Here is a 17,367-nt window from a genome sequence, read left to right on the forward strand (position 1 = left end):
CACAGGTAATGATCCAAGTGACCTCTCCAGTTTTATCTCCACCGCTGCTATTGGCAACGGATGGCTCACCGAGCGCGAGGTTGGCACAGCAAGTGATGCGGTTGGTTGCGCCTGTGTTTTTAGACTATGACGATGGAGATGGGCGATCGCTATTGACTGCTCTAACCATTTCACCCCGATCTTCGAGCCGTTCCAAGCGTCTGCTAGGAAAAAAAGTTACGCATCCTAGGAGTTCTGAGGATTTATCAGCGGTCGTACCCAGTACGACAAAATTAGATGAATTTATTCCTTCCTTAGAAAGCCTCACTGCGTTGATTCGTCCTGATTTTTCAGCAAGTTTTTCGTTGGCGCTAGAGATTCGTCAAGGCAAACCTGCCACAGAGATTTTGAACTATGCGCGGACGGTTAACGCGGGTCTGATTGCAGTGGGGCATCGTGGGGCTGAAAGCACGCGAGAACTGCTGTTGGGGAGTGTGGCAGCCGCGATCGCCCGTTATGCTCCTTGTAGTGTGCTGATTGCTCGTCAGACTGCATCGCCTAGAGAAGGGTTGCATCATAGAGAAGGGTTACGTCATGCGATGGTGATGGTGGATGGGTCAGTGGCGGCACAACAGGCGATCGCGGCAGTTCGCCAACTGATCCCCATCGGCATCCAGCAGATTACGCTGATTCATGTTCAAATCCCAGTGAATTCCAATTACTTGATTGGGCCTTTCGTATCGCCTAATCCCAGTTGGCAATTGAGCCAATCGCTTCAAGATGCCCAACAGGAAGAAGGCAAAGAGGTTCTCCAGCAGGCAAAAGCCGCCCTTTCTCTGCCAAATATTGACGTGCAGACTCGACTGCAATCCGGTGATCCCGGTCCCACGATCTGTCATTTAGCTCAAGAACTTAATGTGGATCTGTTAGTTTTGGGGTGTGATCTCCGGCGGAGAACGCTGCGATCGCCGTTGCAAGCTTTTCGGAATACTCGCCAGGGATCTGAACCTCCACGTCCGGCGCTACGAAATACTCGCCTGAGTGTTACTGAAGATTACGCGATTCATTACGCACCTTGTCCAGTATTACTGTGTCGGCGATCGCTCCCTTTAGAATAAGAGCATTCTTAGTTCTTTGTTGATCCCCATGACTCATTCTACCGATGTAAAAACCCTGGCAAGCTTAATGGCAGCCGACTTCAGCAACCAAGCGCAGGCATTTGAAAATCCTCCCTTTTTTGCCCACATTCGCGTTTGTATCCGCCCCCTACCATTAGAGCTACTCTCTGGAATCAGTTTGTTTCTAGAACAAGCCTATGATTACGCCCTAAACCAGCCCTATCGACTCCGCATTTTGAAGCTGATTGCCCAAGCGGATCACATCGAAATCGAACACTACACGCTGCGAGATGGGCAGGATTTTTTTGGCGCATCCCGTGACCTAAATCGACTGCAAACCCTACCCGCTGAACGATTGGAGATGATGCCGGGATGTAATATGCGGGTGGAATGGACGGGGCATAGCTTCAAAGGGCAAGTTCAACCCGGCAAAGCCTGCATTGTCGTGCGGGATGGAAAAACGACTTATCTAGATAACGAGTTTGAAATTGACAGCGAAAAATTCATGAGCCACGATCGCGGGCGTGATCCCGAAACGGATGAACATGTGTGGGGATCGATCGCAGGTCCCTTTGAGTTCGTCCGGTGGGCAAGTTTTGCGAATGAAGTAAAAGGATAGTCATGTACGATTTGCTGCTGCGCCAGTGTCGCTTATTGCAAGCGGATGGAGTCATTACAGAGGTGGATATTGCCATTGAAAACGGCATAATCGTGGCGATCGCGCCTCAACTTCCCACTACCGCTAAACTCGTCCTGGAAATTCAACATCAACTCGTCAGTCCGCCGTTTGTTGAATCCCATGTCCACCTAGACTCAGCGCTCACCGTGGGGCAACCTCAATGGAATCAAAGCGGCACTTTGTTTGAAGGCATCGAAATTTGGCGAGAGCGCAAACAAACCCTTTCCCTGGACGATGTGAAAAATCGGGCGATCGCGACCCTGAAGCAACAGGCAACTCAAGGCGTACTATTCGTTCGCAGTCATGCTGATGTCAGTGAAACCAGCTTGACTGCCCTCCAAGCCCTCTTGGAAGTACGAGAGGACGTAAAAGACTGGATTACCCTGCAAGTTGTGGCATTTCCCCAAGATGGCATCTACGGCAATCCTCAAAATGAACGCTTGATGGAGCAGGCGATGGAAATGGGTGCCGATGCGGTGGGAGGAATTCCCCATTACGAAATCACCCGTGAGGATGGAGTCAAATCGGTTCATCGCATTTTTGAACTAGCGGAACGGTACGATCGCTTAATTGACATCCACTGCGATGAAATTGATGACGAGCAGTCTCGATTTTTGGAAGTCGTCGTCGCCTGTGCCATTCGCAGCGGATTGGGATCACGAGTCACCGCCAGCCACACCACTGCCTTTGGCTCTTACAACAACGCCTATGCCTTCAAGCTGTTAGGCAGTCTGCGCCGCACCCCAATTAATTTCATCGCCAATCCTTTGATTAATATCACCCTGCAAGGACGCGCCGATACCTATCCCAAGCGTCGAGGTGTCACCCGCGTCAAGGAACTCTGGCAACAGGGAACCAATGTTAGCTTTGGGCATGATTGTATTCAAGATCCCTGGTATCCCTTGGGCACAGGCAATATGCTGGAAGTTGCCTCCGTGGGGCTACATATTTGCCAAATGACGGGCAAGGCTGAAATCGATGCCTGCTACAACATGGTCACCTGGAATGGGGCAACCACACTCAACTTACAAGACCACTATGGGATTGAAGTCGGCAAACCCGCTAACCTAATTGTGCTGGATGCTTGCGATCGCTATGATGCCATTCGTCGCCGCGCGATCGCCCAATACGTCATTTCTCAGGGCAAACTGCTAGCCCATACGGAACTTCCACATACTAACTGGCACAGAGCTTGCTGACGGTATTTACCAATAACGACTGACTGCATACTTGTCTAGTACTGCATCTACGCTAATGATCGGAATCTTTTCTGTGAGCGCTTGGGCAACCAAAAGCCGATCAAAGGGGTCTTTATGATGGAATGGCAGAGTCACGATCGCGGCTGCATGAGCAACTTTAATCGGTAATATTTCCAATTGATTAACCTGGATTTGACGCTCTATCCATGGTTCAAAATTTCCAGGAATTTGATATTTACCAATACTAACCTTGATAGCAATTTCCCAATAGGAAGCAGGGCTGAGCAAAATGTCATTGAGGGGATCGACAATCAAATCACAGGCGACTTGGCTAAGGGTGCGATCGTTGAGTACAAACCAGAGAAATGCCTGAGTATCGAGCAGAACCTTCATGGAATGTAATCGCGAAAGTCTTCTAAGTGGGTTTCGTCTTCAGACAGGATGGTGAGGGTTCCAATCGCGCTACCGGGCTGTCGAGGCTGTCGGAGTGGTTGAAGTTCGGCAATCAGTCTGGCGACGGTGCGGTCGCCAGAAAAAATCTGCACTTCTTCACCAGGTTGCAGACTGGCAATTAGTTCAGGTAACCGAAGTTGAGCTTCTGTTAATGGAATCCGTGTCATTGTCTTGTGCTGCTATGCGATCTCGCTTGCTTCATTTTACAAGTATCTAGAAGTGCGATCGCTATGATGCCAGCCGTCGCCGCGCGATCGCAAGGATACAAACAATGACAACGGATGCGCCCAATAAAACCTAAGTGGCAGATCAGTTTTACAGCCCTTGAATTTGTACTCATTTTGAGTATAATAGTTCAAAGTGAGTATACAAAAAAGAGGTTGTTATGATGGCACTTTCACGCCCTCGCTTACAGGTTGTCCAGAGTGACGAGATTGCCAAGGCAATTGAGACAATTCGCAAACACCGTCCCGGACTCATCAATGATTCGATGGTAGTCACATCCGCCTTGGTGGAACATGCACTGGCTCTAGAGTCAGACAAACCCCGACAAGCCACCTATCAAACCCCCTATGGCATGACGATCGTGAAAACAGGTAGTGTAACCTCAGAAACCGGAATCTTCCAGTTTCTAATTCAGAACCTCAACCACATCGCCGCCATTTTCGCGCACATTGACAATGAAGATGATGAGTTCATGGAGTACATTTCACGGGGGCAGAAGCCTGTCTATACCTTTGTTTTGAAGGGGAAAGGATTTACTGATTTTGAATTTATCCATGTCGCAACGAGTGGGTCATTCTTTGAGGAGTGCTTGACGCTGCTTATATTAGATTTCAAACAGCATCGCGACGATATTCGCTTTAATGTGATTCGCGCTAAGTTTGAGGAGAGATGGGGACAAAAAGCGGTTGGTGATTATGTTCCATCCCTTGATGAAATGGCTAGAGTGTTTTTTCAGGATCAAAGCTACTTATTTGGCGGCGGGGGCGGGGAAACTTCATGTACCTGGGATTTAGACTGGGAAGCTGATACCACTCCATATAAAGGATTTGATATGGAGGATACACGGTATGTTGACTATTCTCATGCACTCGTGGGATTGAAACCGTCTTCCCTTGGAACAGAAAAATATGGTGTAGAAGGCTTAGTCCGTTCTGGAGTGCTAGCTGTTGATCGCGATTTACTCCATCATCGGTATCGGTGTTTGTGTGATGGATGGACAGAGGAACAACAAGATCTAGACCTTTACGAATTGGGGTACATATTCAGTCAGCACTTTGGATATAAAGCTATTTTTGCACCTGCAAGATTTCTGAGCGAGATCGCTAGTAGCACGATCAAGAGTTCACCTAATGCGACTGTGTATGTTGAGAAGGGTAAGCGGATCGAAGTATTGCCGATGAAGTGGGAGAATTCATGGTTTACTTGTCATGTTGACGGGAAAGCCAGCAATCGTGGCTGGAGTCTTTTAAAGAATGACCCTGACCCTTTTAGACTCTACGATATGAATGATTTTTTCCCTGACCATTTAAAGCGGTAGAAGCAAAAGAAAAAGAACCCCAAACAATAATCGGCGGAACACTATTTCACTTTAAACACGAGCAAATAGGACTCAGGTTGCTCCCTCACCACTCAATCCAGTTCGTCGTCTTGCAGGATTTGAAGTTGATGTTGCTGGGTTCGGCGAGAAATCTGGCGATATTTTTTGGGTTCTAGTTTGGGTTCATAGGTTAGATTGCCCCGGTAATGATTTTTGAGCTTGAGGTTATTTTCTGCGCGTCCTTGTCGATCGCAGGCTTGGTGAGGGGCGATCGCAACCCATAACCCAATTGCTACAGGTATGAATTGTTGAACCTTTGTTGAATAGTTTTGGCTGCCGAAACTGTAACCAAGCCAACGACATCTAATATCTTGGTTAAAGTGAAAATGTCAGTTTAGGATTTGTAGCAGAACACGATGGTGAAATGCGATCGCTCCTTTGAGCCTATGCTGTTCCATCTCAAAGATTTTTTGATGACTGCTGTCATCTTGCTGTCAGGAAGTTTGGCAGGGTGTAGCCCCTCCCTTCCCGACCAGTCTGCTGTAATGACCTTTAATCAAGTCGTTGCTCAGCACATTCAGGAACACTCTGAATTTGGATATTCTGAGGCAGAGATTTACCTCACGATTCTGTCCAATATTCCCGATGAAGTAGTGTATAAGTTTGGCGATCGCACCTGCGAAACGCTACGTCGCGGCGGTAGCAGCAAACAAATTGCAGATACAATTCAATCCCAGTTTCCCCGTGATGATGAGCGTATGACCTATATGCATATCGCGCAAGTGGCTAAGGAGAATCTCTGCCCGGAAAGCAGCTTTCCCGTAAAGGATTGGCAGCGAACGCTGTTCTTCTGGAAAGAGCGTTTGAATGGGGGGCAACCGCTCTAGGAATTAAATCAAAGATTAGCCCATGGTCTTGCAACCCTTGATTGATTTGAATATGAAGCCAGCTAACCACTGAATACATAAAATTTTTCTTGATAGTGTCCAAATTCAGGCATTACCAAAAAAATTTTCGGATGATATCGCTGACATGGAACATTATCAAGAAACAGTCTGTACTCAATCCAGTTCATCGTCTTGCAAGATTTGAAGCTGATGTTGCTGGGTTCGGCGAGAAATTTGGCGATATTTTTTGGGTTCTAGTTTGGGTTCATAGGTTAGATTGCCCCGGTGATGGTTTTTGAGCTTAAGATTATTTTCTGCGCGTCCTTGTCGATCGCAGGCTTGGTGATGGGCGATCGCTTCTTGCAGCATCACTAAATAAATCTCATAGCGCTCCCAGTTTCCTCGCACGGCGCAATCTGGCTCATCTTGGTGCAGGCAATCGCTGAATTGGCAAGAGGCATCTGCTAGCCGCTGTCGTGCTTCTGGAAAGTAATTAGCTAAATCTTTTGGGTGGCAATCGAGGTCAGGCTGGTTAAAGCCGGGAGTATCTGCCAATAGCCCACCTGCTGGCAGGTCAAACAGTTCGATGTGGCGGGTTGTATGCCGTCCTCGTGCTAGCTTACCGGACACCTCACTGACCCGCAGTTGGACTAGAGGAATCAGATAATTGATCAAGCTGGATTTGCCGACTCCAGAAGGACCCGCTACAACGGTTATGCGATCGCTGAGCTGGTTCAACAAGGCTGTTAAGCCTGTCTGTTGACGCAAGCTAATAAATGTTGGCTGATAGCCCCATTCTTGGATTCGTTGATCCCAGTGGGTTTGCTCCTCTGCACTGACTAGATCAGTTTTGCTAAAGCACAAACAAATGGGCAACTGGCTAGATTCTGCTTTGACCAAAAACCGAGTGAGCTGATGAGGATCAAGGGGCGGTTCTGCCATGGCAAACACCAGCAGAATTTGATCAGCATTCGCAATCGGAGGGCGATCGAGTTCAGATTTGCGGGGTAAAACGGCGCTGATGGCACCCCGTCCGCCTTGCCAATCGGGCTCTACAATCTCTACGCGATCGCCGACCATCACCCGCTGACCCAATTTTTTTAAGCGCGATCGACGAGTACACAAAAGCGTATCGGGAATAGGTTCCAGGTTCTGGGGATCAGTCGGCAGGTTGTTAAGCTGTTTCTCTATTTCCTGATTTGCTGCATTCTGCCTAGAATTTAGCTTGACCTGATAGTAGTTTGCTTGCACCGCTACAACCGTTCCCCAAAGACCCTCAGACGGGCAATCTGGCAGGGTTGACGAATTCTGCAAATCAGAACTCATAGTTCAACTAGGGCTGTTTGCCAAAGGACGACGAACCCTTAATGCAAAATAGTCTGTTCGATTTTCAACTTGTTCAATCAAATAGCCTTCCATCGCAAGGCTATCAGGCACTTGCTCAACGGGTTCACCGGGATCAAGCCAAACTTCCAGCACGGCACCTGGAGCCAATTGCTCTAACCGTAGTTTGGTACGCACAAAGTTAATTGGGCAAGGCGTTCCTCGTAAATCCATTTGGGCATCGGGTTGAATCATCGGATTCAGGTTGTTCATGAACCAAACACCTTGCCGATAAAGCCTTCAATCCCGCCTTTTTCGGTGCGATCGCCCCGAATCTTTGCCAATTTTTCCAACAATTCCCGCTCTTCAGGCGCAATTTTGGTGGGGATGTCAATCGACACGGTGATCAAATGGTCTCCCCGGCTGACTGAATTACCCAAACGGGGAACTCCTTTACCATCAAGCTTTAGCACCGTTCCAGATTGAGTTCCGGCTGGAATCACTAATTCCTGTAGCTTATCTTGCTTATCATCGAGCGTATTCACTTCAACGCGTGAGCCTAAAATCGCTTGAATGTAACTAATTTTTAGCTCAGATAAGAGATTAATCCCTTCTCGGCGGAACTCAGCATCTTCAGCGACAAACAGATAAACGTATAAATCGCCGGGAGGTCCATTCCGCATTCCCGAATCGCCCTCTCCTGTCACCCGAAGGCGCGTGCCATTGTCTACTCCGGCTGGAATAGTGATTTTTAACTTTTTAGTTTCTTGGCGCTGTCCTCGTCCACCACAGGTTTCGCACTTTTCCTCAATCATTTGCCCAGACCCATTGCAGGTAGGGCAAACAGAGACTTGAGTAAAGCTACCGAAGGGAGTACGGGCAGCCCGGCGGACTTGCCCTGCCCCATTGCAGGTTGAGCAGGTTTTGGGACGAGTTCCCGGCTTTGCACCCGTCCCATCACAGGTATTGCAACCTTCTAGATGGCTAATACGAATTTCCTTTTCGCCACCAAAAATGGCATCTCGGAAATCTAATTTTAAATCTAGCCGGAGATCATCACCGCGAGCGGGACCTCTTTGACGAGTACTGGTTTGAGTGCCGCTTGCGCCCCCAAATCCACTGAAAAAGCTTTCAAAAATATCGGCTGCAAATCCACCGAAGTCACCAAAATCTTGCGCTCCGGCGGCTCCAGCACTCACGCCTTGTTCGCCATAGCGATCGTATCGCGATCGCAGTTCTGGCTCAGAGAGGACTTCGTATGCCCGATTAATTTCCTTAAAGCGCTCTTCGGCTCCAGGTTCTTTGTTGACATCAGGATGGTATTTTCGGGCTAAACGGCGATAGGCACGCTTAAGCTCTTCTTTATCTGCTTCGCGAGAAATACCAAGGGTTTCATAGTAATCACCAGCCATAGCACGTTGATTTAAGGAGTAGAGGAATTAGGCGTTTTAAGTTTAAGTTCGGTATGAATAGGAAGTTAATCAAAAACAAGGTGATATGAGCAACTTGCTTTCTTGTACCCTACTTCCTTTTACCTTAGCGAATAATCTTCCAGCTTAAGTAAGAAATTTAGTTTAGGCGATCGCTCATTGCAGTGAAGTTTTGTTTTCCACTTATAATCTAGTCAACCGCTTCATAATCTGCGGTCATTGTGGCATCGTCTTCAAAGCTAAATTCATCATCGCTAGGAATATGTGAGTTTAAATCGTACTCAACTGTGGCATCTTGGGTTCCGGTAGAGGTAAAGTCGTCGGTAGAAGCAGGGGCTGTGCGGGCATAAACTGAAGCACCCACGGATAGTAAGATTTGCTGAAGTGCATCTAGTCGCTGCTGCATATCATCAACCGTAATGTTTGGAGTCGCGATCGCCACTTTTAGCTCCTCAACTCGCTGCTCTCCTTGCCCCTTTAGCTCCTCACTAATCCACTCACTATTATCTCGCAGGGTCGTTTCATAGCTATAGAACAGGGTATCTGCCTGATTTTTGAGATCCACTAGCTGCTTCCTAGCCGAATCATCATCCGCATAGACCTCAGCTTCTTGACGCATCCGTTCAATTTCGGTGCCGCTCAAGCCCCCCGTGTTAGAGATGGAGATACTTTGTTCTCGACCGGTGCCTTTGTCACGAGCCGATATTTTAAGGATGCCATTCGCATCAATATCAAAAGCCACCTCTATCTGAGGCACCCCACGAGGAGCGGGTGGAATGCCAGTGAGTTGAAACTTGCCCAAGCTTTTATTGTCTTTCGCCATCGCCCGCTCCCCTTGAAGCGCATGAATTTCGACGGAAGTTTGTCCATCGGTTGCGGTAGAAAAAACTTGAGTTTTGCTTGTAGGAACCGTTGTGTTGCGCTCAATAATTTTTGTGAACACTTCACCTAAGGTTTCAATTCCTAGAGAAAGAGGAGTCACATCGAGCAGCAACAAATCTTTAACTTCGCCGCCTAAAACTCCTGCCTGAATTGCAGCACCTAGGGCGACGGCTTCGTCGGGGTTAACCGAGCGATCAGGGGCTTTGTCATTGAAGTATTTACGAATGGCATCTTGGACTGCCGGAATACGGGTGGAGCCGCCGACGAGGATGATGCGATCGATCGCATCAATGCTTAAGTCTGAATCTTTAATCGCTTGTTCAGTGGGCTGGATGGTGCCTTCGACTAACTGACTGGCAAGCTCTTCAAATTTAGCGCGAGTTAGCTCCGTTTCTAAATGTTTAGGACCTGTTTCATCAGCCGTGATAAAAGGCAGATTAATAGAGGTAGCTTTGGTGCTAGAAAGCTCAATCTTGGCTTTCTCTGCTGCTTCCCTTAGCCGTTGCAGCGCCATCTTATCCACAGATAGATCGATGCTTTCCTGTGATCTGAAATCTTCAATCATCCAGCGGACGATCGCATCATCAAAATCATCCCCCCCCAAATGGTTATTTCCCGAAGTTGCCTTAACTTCAAACACGCCATCGCCCATCTGCAAAATAGAGACATCAAAGGTGCCGCCGCCTAAGTCAAAGACCAAAACGCACTGATCTTGGTCTTGCTTATCCATGCCATAGGCAAGCGCCGCCGCAGTTGGCTCGTTGATGATTCGCAGAACTTCCAGCCCGGCGATAGTTCCAGCATCTTTAGTGGCTTGTCGCTGGGCATCGCTGAAGTAGGCGGGAACCGTAATTACAGCCTGCGTGACTTCTTCACCTAAGTAATTTTCTGCATCTTGTTTCAGCTTCTGCAAAATCATTGCAGAAATTTCTTGGGGAGTATACGATCTGCCTCGAATTTGGACATCGACCGTGTCATCTTTGCCTCGCACGCAGTTATAGGGAACCCGCGATCGCTCTTGTTCCGTTTCCTCCCACCGCCGCCCAATAAACCGCTTAATGCTAAAAACCGTATTTTCAGCGTTTGTTACGGCTTGACGCTTGGCGAGTTGCCCCACTAATCGCTCACCAGCCTTACCAAACCCCACCATACTTGGAGTGGTTCGCCCTCCCTCAGAGTTAGAAATTACAACAGGCTGACCGCCTTCTAAGACAGCAACACAGCTATTTGTCGTACCTAGGTCGATCCCAATGACTTTTCCCATGGTTGGCGGCAGTAAAGGTACATGCGGTGAATATGAAAATTGGCTAAGCAGTAGGGTTCTAATATTGCCTAACGTTAACTGTTTAGTCTTCTTAACGCCAAACTCAACTTTTTAAGGATTCTCCCCGCTAGAGTCCGTGTCAAAAGCGCCTAGCTCTCCGAATTATTGGAGTTAGTTTCCTCCGAGAGTATCACGGGTTCCAAAGGAGCGGCAACTTTCACCAGCGCGTGGCGTAACACGCGATCGCCAATTAAGTAACCCCGCTGGAGTTCTTCCATCACGATTCCTTCTGGATATTCATCCGTAGCTTGCCGCATCACTGCTTCATGCAAGGTCGGATCAAATTCCACGCCCTGCGCCCGCATCGGCGCAACCCCTACACGCTTCAAGCAATCTACCAGTTGCTTATAAACGCTTTGATAGCTCTTATGAATCGTTGTTTCTGGCTCAGTTTGGGGTTTGATTTGCGATCGCGCCCGTTCAAAATTATCCACAACTGGCAGCATTTCAATAATCGTCGAGCATTTTACCTGCTGCTCAAACTCTTCCTTCTCGCGTTGGGTACGCTTCCGGTAGTTATCAAAATCTGCGGCAATTCTCATATATTGCCCAGTACGGTCTTCTAGCTGAGCCTTTAGTGCTTGAACCTCACCTTGGAGCGCTGCAAGCCGTGCTAAAGACTCCCCATCTTCGAGCGCGTTAACCTTCGCTCCTGCCTCAGCACTCTCAGAATCGGGTTGATCCCCAAAATTAATCGGTACTCCTTCTAACTCTGCGTCCTCAGGTGCCCCCTCCGGCGATACACCTAAACCCTCAGCCGAACTGGCTACAGGCTTTTCCATCTCCTCGATCTGATTTTCTTCTTCCATCATTGTGGGCTTTCCAATTGCGATGAAGACGTTGTCTTGCGATTATCCCTGATTCTAAATCCTAGCCCGTGCGTAAATCTAGCAGACCTCAAAAAAGACTCTAGACGAGCCTGCCCTAATACGTACCGTTTGGACTCATCTAAGATAATCGAATTTTTTGTAAAAATACTGTTTCACTGCAATTTAGGTAACGAAACTTTCGATTTTCAAATATTTCAGAGATGAGTCACTTCTAACCAAAACAGCTAAGAACGTGAGATATTCTTGAGCCGAAAAATTTGTTCTTATGCAGATCATCACAAAATCAGACGAAAACCTGACGAACACAGCCGCAAAAGTTATTATCTGAGAATCAAGGTTAGTCAAAAGCCTTGATCCCGCGCCCAGCAACTTACAGAGGCTGCTGAATCACAGGTTAAGTTTATTCAGTTCGTTTATCTGTGTTCTTTGATCGTTTGTATTCGATAGTTTTGGGAATACCTTATAAAGAGTTCATCTTCCATAGGCTATGACTCACTCCTCTTCTTCACGTCGAGCGCTCGTTGTCCAAAATAACTTTTCACCGTTTGGAAATAAGCTGGTTCAGTCTGGGTATGTCAATGATGACCAGATGAAAAAAGCCTTGGTAGACAGCCGCAAGTCTGGCAGGTCTTTACTGGATGTTTTGGAATCCCTGACTGGGCAACAACTTCCACCCGATCTGATTCGGCAGTATAAAAAGCAGCAGCTTTTCGAGCTAAAGATCCTATATGGAGTCGAGTCGCTTGATCCAGAAATTAATCAAATTCCAACAGGGCAGATTGGGGATCTGATTGGCACTTTAATTCCCGTTGACATGTGCCGCGCCCGCAAATTGATTCCTTTGTCTAAGGGTGAAGAGGCAGAAAAGCCCTACATCCTGGTGGCAATGGTGAATCCAGATGATTTGACTGCCCAAGATGATTTGAATCGGGTGCTGCGCCCTAAAGGTTTAGCGCTTCAGCGTTTGGTGATTACCAATGAAGATTACCAACGTCTGATTTCTAGCTATTTGGATGAACAGGTTGAAAAGCAGAAAAAGATTGAAGAAGGGCAAAAGGTTGACATCGAAGGCGATCTAGAAGACTTGGGCTACATGGATCTGCAAGACGCTCAGGCGGAAGCAGAAGCGGATCTAAATGTTGCCGATGCGGAAGCCGCTCCGGTGATTGCTTTGGCAAACAAAATTATGATTAAAGCGCTGCAAGAAGGCGTATCAGATATTCATATTGAGCCGCAGGAAGAGTTTTTGAGGGTGCGCTTTAGGCGGGATGGGGTGCTGCGTGAAGCCTTTGATAAGCCGTTTCCTAAGAAAATTGTTCCGGCAGTAACGGCTCGCTTCAAAATCATGGCTGATTTAGATATTGCTGAGCGTAGATTACCTCAAGATGGTCGGATTCGGCGGCGCTATGACAATCGCAATATTGACTTTCGGGTGAGTACTCTGCCGAGTAAGCACGGTGAAAAAGTTGTGTTACGGATTTTGGATAATTCCGATACGCAATTGGGTCTGGTTAAGCTGATTAGCGATCCAGAGACACTGAAAACTGTTCAGGGCATGGTGTCGAAGCCATTTGGGTTGATTTTAGTTACGGGACCCACTGGCTCTGGTAAAACAACGACTCTTTACTCAGCACTGTCTGAACGCAATGATCCGGGGGTCAATATCAGCACAGCGGAAGACCCGATTGAATATACGATGGCGGGGTTAACTCAGGTGCAGGTGATTCGCGAGAAGGGCATGGATTTTGCGATGATCCTGCGGGCATTCTTGCGACAAGATCCTGATGTGATTCTGGTGGGCGAGACGCGCGATCGCGAAACTGCAAAGGCGGCGATCGAAGCGGCTTTAACCGGGCACCTCGTTTTAACCACGCTCCACACTAATGATGCGGCTGGCGCGATCGCTCGACTCGATGAAATGGGCGTTGAACCCTTCATGGTGTCTGGCGCACTGCTCGGAGTTGTTGCTCAGCGGTTAGTGCAGCGGGTATGTAGTGAGTGCCGAATTCCCTACACTCCTAGCCGAGACGAACTCGCTCGATTTGGCTTAACCAGTTCTGGGGATAGTGAACTGACTTTATATAAAGCCAACACGCTGCAACCTCAAGAAGTTCAAGAAGCCAGCACAAAAGGACAGTTGTGTCAGAAATGTCACGGGGTCGGGTACAAAGGACGATGCGGGGTTTATGAAGTCATGCGGGTCACCGAGCGAGTTCAAGCCTTGATTAACCAAGGTGCGCCCACAAGTACCCTCAAAGAAGTAGCGGTAGAGGAAGGCATGACAACCTTACTAGCCTACAGCTTAAATCTGGTGCGGCAAGGGGAAACAACTCTAGAAGAAATCGAACGGGTGACTTTCACGGATTCTGGATTGGAATCAGAACTGAAAACCAAACGGAAGAGTTCTTTGAGTTGCCGCACCTGTAGCGCAGAACTGAAGCAAGAATGGCTAGATTGTCCCTATTGTCTCACTCCGCGCTTCCAAGAGTAACGATGAAGGCTTGATCAAAATTGTGGGTATTCTAAAAACCTGTCATGCCTGATCCATCATCAAACATCGTGCCTAGCAGATTAAGCTGCGCGATCGCCAATACCCTCACAGACAATCTGTAAAACATCATCCGCGAGAAGGAGTAGCCTGATGGAATTAATGATTGAAGACTTGATGGAACAGCTAGTCGAAATGGGCGGCTCTGACCTGCACCTCACGGCTGGACTGCCCCCCTACTTCCGAATTAGTGGTCACCTCCAGCCCATCGGCGATCAAGCCCTCACTGCTGAAGAATGCCAACGGCTCATTTTCAGTATGCTCAACAACACCCAGCGAAAAAACCTTGAACAAAACTGGGAACTCGATTGCTCCTACGGCGTTAGAGGGCTTGCCCGCTTTCGAGTCAACGTTTACAAAGACCGAGGCACCTATGCTGCTTGCCTTCGTGCCCTCAGTTCCAAAATTCCCAACTTTGACAAACTAGGGCTGCCTGACGTAGTGCGAGAAATGGCAGAAAAACCGAGAGGACTGATTTTGGTGACCGGTCCCACTGGGTCGGGCAAAACGACGACCCTCGCTGCCATGATTGATCTGATCAATCGCACCCGCGCCGAACACATTCTCACCATCGAAGACCCAATCGAATTTGTTTACGAACCGATTAAAAGTTTGATTCACCAACGTCAGCTTGGAGAAGATACTAAAAGCTTTGCCAATGCCCTCAAAGCCGCCCTACGGGAAGATCCAGACATCGTTCTTGTGGGCGAAATGCGCGACTTAGAAACGATTTCTCTGGCGATCAGTGCCGCAGAAACAGGTCACCTTGTTTTTGGCACCTTACACACCAGTTCTGCCTCACAGACCGTTGATCGGATCATTGACGTATTCCCTGCTGACAAGCAAACCCAGGTAAGAGTACAGCTTTCTAACTCTTTGGTTGCTGTTTTTAGCCAAACCCTAGTCCCTAAAAAGAATCCTAAACCCAATGAATATGGTCGAGTCATGGCACAGGAGATTATGATTATTACCCCAGCCATTTCCAACCTAATTCGAGAAGGAAAAACGGCTCAAATTTACTCTGCAATTCAAACGGGCGGCAAATTGGGGATGCAAACCCTAGAAACAGTACTAGCAAATCAGTACAAACAGAATCTTATTACTTTTGAAGCCGCAATGTCTAAAACGTCTCGCCCCGACGAACTGCAACGACTCATTGGAAACTCCCCGGCTCCTGCTCAAGCGGGTGCTGGACGACGCTAAGCAAACTATGCCGCTTAAAATGAGGATTTAATCAAGCTATCTCATGCAAAAGCGGCATAATAGCACTGTAATCCACCCATCTCGTCAAACCTCACAGGTACTTAGCTATGCCGACTTTTGTTGCTCGTGTTCAAGACGGTAGCGGCAGCCGAACAGAAAGAATTGTCGCCGAGTCTCTTCGAGAAGCACGGGCTTCTTTTAGGGAAAGAGGGTTGCTAGTTAAAGAACTCAAGCAGCAGGAAAGACTGTCCTTTAACTTTAGCCTCAAGAGTCTAAGTGACTCAATGGCTAAGGTGACCATTAAAGATAAGGCGGTGTTTTCTCGGCAGTTCGCGGCGTTAGTCAACGCGGGCGTGGCAATGGTCAGAGGGCTAGGCGTTTTATCGGAGCAATGCGAAAACCCAAAGTTAAAAAGAGCGCTGTTGGGGGTGAGTGCTGATGTGCAGCAGGGTGTGAGTCTATCGGAATCGATGCGTAAATATCCTGAGTGTTTTGATAATTTGTACGTCGCGATGATTCAGGCGGGAGAAGTGGGTGGGGTTTTAGATGAAGTGCTTAATCGTTTAGCAAAACTTCTAGAAGATGTAGCTCGTTTGCAGAACCAAATTAAAGCGGCATTGTCCTATCCAGTCACGGTAGGCTCGTTGGCAATTTTGATCTTTTTTGGCATGGTGCGCTTCTTGCTGCCGATTTTTGCCACGATTTTTAAGGACATTGGGGTTGAGTTGCCAGCCTTTACCCAGGCGATGATGAATATTAGCGATTTTGTGCAGAATATTTTCAACGTTGCAATGACGATCGCAGTAGTGGCAGGGCTAGTGTTTGCTTACAAGCAGTATTACAAAACGCGAGTGGGCAAAGAAACCGTTGATCGCATGATGTTGAAGATGCCTTTATTTGGAGACTTAATCCAAAAAAGTGCAACCGCCCGTTTTTGCCGTACTTTTGGAGCGCTGACTCGTTCTGGGGTGCCCATTCTGACTTGTCTTGAAATTGTGCGTGACACGGCAGGTAACCAGATTATTGCCAACGCAGTTGATGAGGCTCGTCGTGAAATTCAAACCGGGGGCATGATTAGTATTGCCTTGCAGAAAGAACAAGTTTTCCCCCTAATGGCAATTCAAATGATTAGCATTGGGGAAGAAACAGGAGAACTAGATAAGATGCTGTCTAAAGTTGCCGACTTTTATGAGGATGAAGTGGAGCAGGCAGTAAAAGCTTTAACCAGCATTATGGAACCCATCATGATTGTGCTGTTGGGCGGTATGGTGGGGTCAATTTTGTTGGCGATGTACTTACCCATGTTTGCCGTGTTTGAGAAGTTGGGTTAATAGCGATCGCGATGATGATGACTCAAAAAGTTTTCTATGAAGACGCGCTGGCGGAATATAGCGATGCGACAGCCGCGATCGCCCTATTGAAGCAATATCGCCCCTACTTGGAAATGATCCCCAGTATGCGCCGCCCCGACGAAAGCTTGATCACAATCCCTCTGCCAATTGTTCGACTCCGAGGCGCGATCGCCTCATCTAGCGGAGTCAATACGGTAGGACAAGCCGGGGAAACGCTTTGCCTACCTTGCGATATTGCCATTCTAATGTGCGATCCAGAATGGAAGATCAAAACAGGCGTAGAGATTTTTGTGTTTATCCATCGCCCAGAGGAAGACTTTTCCGATTTGTTGGGACGCTGGCGACATACCCAAGTTTACCTAAGCCAAGGCTATGAGTGGAATATGCCCTTTCGCTATCGCCACATTCTGAGCGAAGGAGCAGATAGCACTTACCCACTGTTTGTAATTTGTGAAGCCACCCCGGAGCGAATTAAGCGAGGCTTGAAGGGAGCCTATCTACCGTTTATTACTCGCCCTGAACCCGATGGGGCGATCGCAGAAGAACTAGGAGAACTTTCGCAAGCAGAAGCCCTGTGGATGGATGATCAAGACACCTTGCAGGATTAAACCAACCTG

The 17,367-nt window shown here is 47.9% G+C and carries 16 protein-coding genes; 9 read left to right on the forward strand and 7 right to left on the reverse strand.

Annotated features, from left to right (window positions below):
• Positions 1-17 precede the first annotated feature (17 nt).
• The 3 genes from AC1S5B_RS09585 to codA are packed head-to-tail and all read left to right on the forward strand — an operon-like array spanning position 18 to position 2,975.
• On the forward strand, positions 18-1,097 hold the full coding sequence (locus AC1S5B_RS09585; RefSeq protein WP_482035448.1) for a universal stress protein: 1,080 nt from the start codon (positions 18-20) through the stop codon (positions 1,095-1,097).
• 28 nt (positions 1,098-1,125) lie between these two features.
• Positions 1,126-1,716 (forward strand): CpcT/CpeT family chromophore lyase, encoded by a 591-nt coding sequence (locus AC1S5B_RS09590; RefSeq protein ID WP_482035449.1) that lies wholly within the window; start codon positions 1,126-1,128, stop codon positions 1,714-1,716.
• A 2-nt stretch (positions 1,717-1,718) separates the two neighbouring features.
• Positions 1,719-2,975, forward strand: coding sequence for a cytosine deaminase (gene codA, locus AC1S5B_RS09595; RefSeq protein ID WP_482035450.1), 1,257 nt, complete (start codon positions 1,719-1,721; stop codon positions 2,973-2,975).
• Positions 2,976-2,981: 6 nt separating this feature from the next.
• Here codA and AC1S5B_RS09600 read toward each other — a convergent pair whose 3' ends face one another.
• Complete coding sequence (locus AC1S5B_RS09600; protein WP_482035451.1) at positions 2,982-3,368, reverse strand: type II toxin-antitoxin system VapC family toxin; 387 nt, start codon at positions 3,366-3,368, stop codon at positions 2,982-2,984.
• Entirely contained in the window at positions 3,365-3,595 is a 231-nt protein-coding gene (locus tag AC1S5B_RS09605) for a type II toxin-antitoxin system Phd/YefM family antitoxin (protein ID WP_482035452.1), read from the reverse strand. The genes AC1S5B_RS09600 and AC1S5B_RS09605 overlap by 4 nt, the downstream gene beginning before the upstream one ends.
• Positions 3,596-3,813: 218 nt before the next feature.
• Between AC1S5B_RS09605 and AC1S5B_RS09610 the strand changes: the two genes are divergently transcribed.
• Together AC1S5B_RS09610 and AC1S5B_RS09615 are read left to right on the forward strand one after the other, a co-directional pair.
• Positions 3,814-4,971 carry a hypothetical protein gene (locus AC1S5B_RS09610; protein ID WP_482035453.1) on the forward strand — a complete coding sequence of 386 codons (1,158 nt, stop codon included), beginning with the start codon at positions 3,814-3,816 and terminating at the stop codon, positions 4,969-4,971.
• 416 nt (positions 4,972-5,387) lie between these two features.
• Complete coding sequence (locus AC1S5B_RS09615) at positions 5,388-5,858, forward strand: hypothetical protein (protein ID WP_482035454.1); 471 nt, start codon at positions 5,388-5,390, stop codon at positions 5,856-5,858.
• A gap of 174 nt (positions 5,859-6,032) precedes the next feature.
• On the opposite strand, the gene rsgA is transcribed toward AC1S5B_RS09615, so the two are convergent.
• From rsgA to grpE, 5 genes are all read right to left on the reverse strand, one after another.
• Positions 6,033-7,184: a small ribosomal subunit biogenesis GTPase RsgA gene (gene rsgA / locus AC1S5B_RS09620; RefSeq protein ID WP_482035455.1), complete on the reverse strand. Its 1,152-nt coding sequence runs from the start codon at positions 7,182-7,184 to the stop codon at positions 6,033-6,035.
• A 3-nt stretch (positions 7,185-7,187) separates the two neighbouring features.
• Entirely contained in the window at positions 7,188-7,454 is a 267-nt protein-coding gene (locus AC1S5B_RS09625; protein ID WP_482035456.1) for a sulfurtransferase TusA family protein, read from the reverse strand.
• On the reverse strand, positions 7,451-8,593 hold the full coding sequence (gene dnaJ, locus AC1S5B_RS09630) for a molecular chaperone DnaJ (RefSeq protein WP_482035457.1): 1,143 nt from the start codon (positions 8,591-8,593) through the stop codon (positions 7,451-7,453). Before dnaJ ends, AC1S5B_RS09625 begins: the two co-directional genes overlap by 4 nt.
• Positions 8,594-8,801: 208 nt before the next feature.
• Complete coding sequence (gene dnaK / locus AC1S5B_RS09635) at positions 8,802-10,757, reverse strand: molecular chaperone DnaK (protein WP_482035458.1); 1,956 nt, start codon at positions 10,755-10,757, stop codon at positions 8,802-8,804.
• A gap of 149 nt (positions 10,758-10,906) precedes the next feature.
• Positions 10,907-11,629 (reverse strand): nucleotide exchange factor GrpE, encoded by a 723-nt coding sequence (gene grpE, locus AC1S5B_RS09640; protein ID WP_482035459.1) that lies wholly within the window; start codon positions 11,627-11,629, stop codon positions 10,907-10,909.
• Positions 11,630-12,134: 505 nt separating this feature from the next.
• On the opposite strand from grpE, the gene AC1S5B_RS09645 reads away from it, so the two are divergent.
• The 4 genes from AC1S5B_RS09645 (at position 12,135) to AC1S5B_RS09660 (ending at position 17,358) form a co-directional block, all read left to right on the forward strand.
• Positions 12,135-14,138 carry a GspE/PulE family protein gene (locus AC1S5B_RS09645; RefSeq protein ID WP_482035460.1) on the forward strand — a complete coding sequence of 668 codons (2,004 nt, stop codon included), beginning with the start codon at positions 12,135-12,137 and terminating at the stop codon, positions 14,136-14,138.
• Between the two features lie 150 nt (positions 14,139-14,288).
• Positions 14,289-15,398, forward strand: a complete 1,110-nt coding sequence (locus AC1S5B_RS09650) for a type IV pilus twitching motility protein PilT (RefSeq protein WP_482035461.1) — start codon at positions 14,289-14,291, stop codon at positions 15,396-15,398.
• 107 nt (positions 15,399-15,505) lie between these two features.
• Positions 15,506-16,729, forward strand: a complete 1,224-nt coding sequence (locus AC1S5B_RS09655; protein ID WP_482035462.1) for a type II secretion system F family protein — start codon at positions 15,506-15,508, stop codon at positions 16,727-16,729.
• 11 nt (positions 16,730-16,740) lie between these two features.
• Complete coding sequence (locus tag AC1S5B_RS09660) at positions 16,741-17,358, forward strand: hypothetical protein (RefSeq protein WP_482035463.1); 618 nt, start codon at positions 16,741-16,743, stop codon at positions 17,356-17,358.
• The last annotated feature ends 9 nt before the right edge of the window (positions 17,359-17,367 follow it).

This window comes from Leptolyngbya sp. CALU 1928 (genome assembly GCF_056784215.1).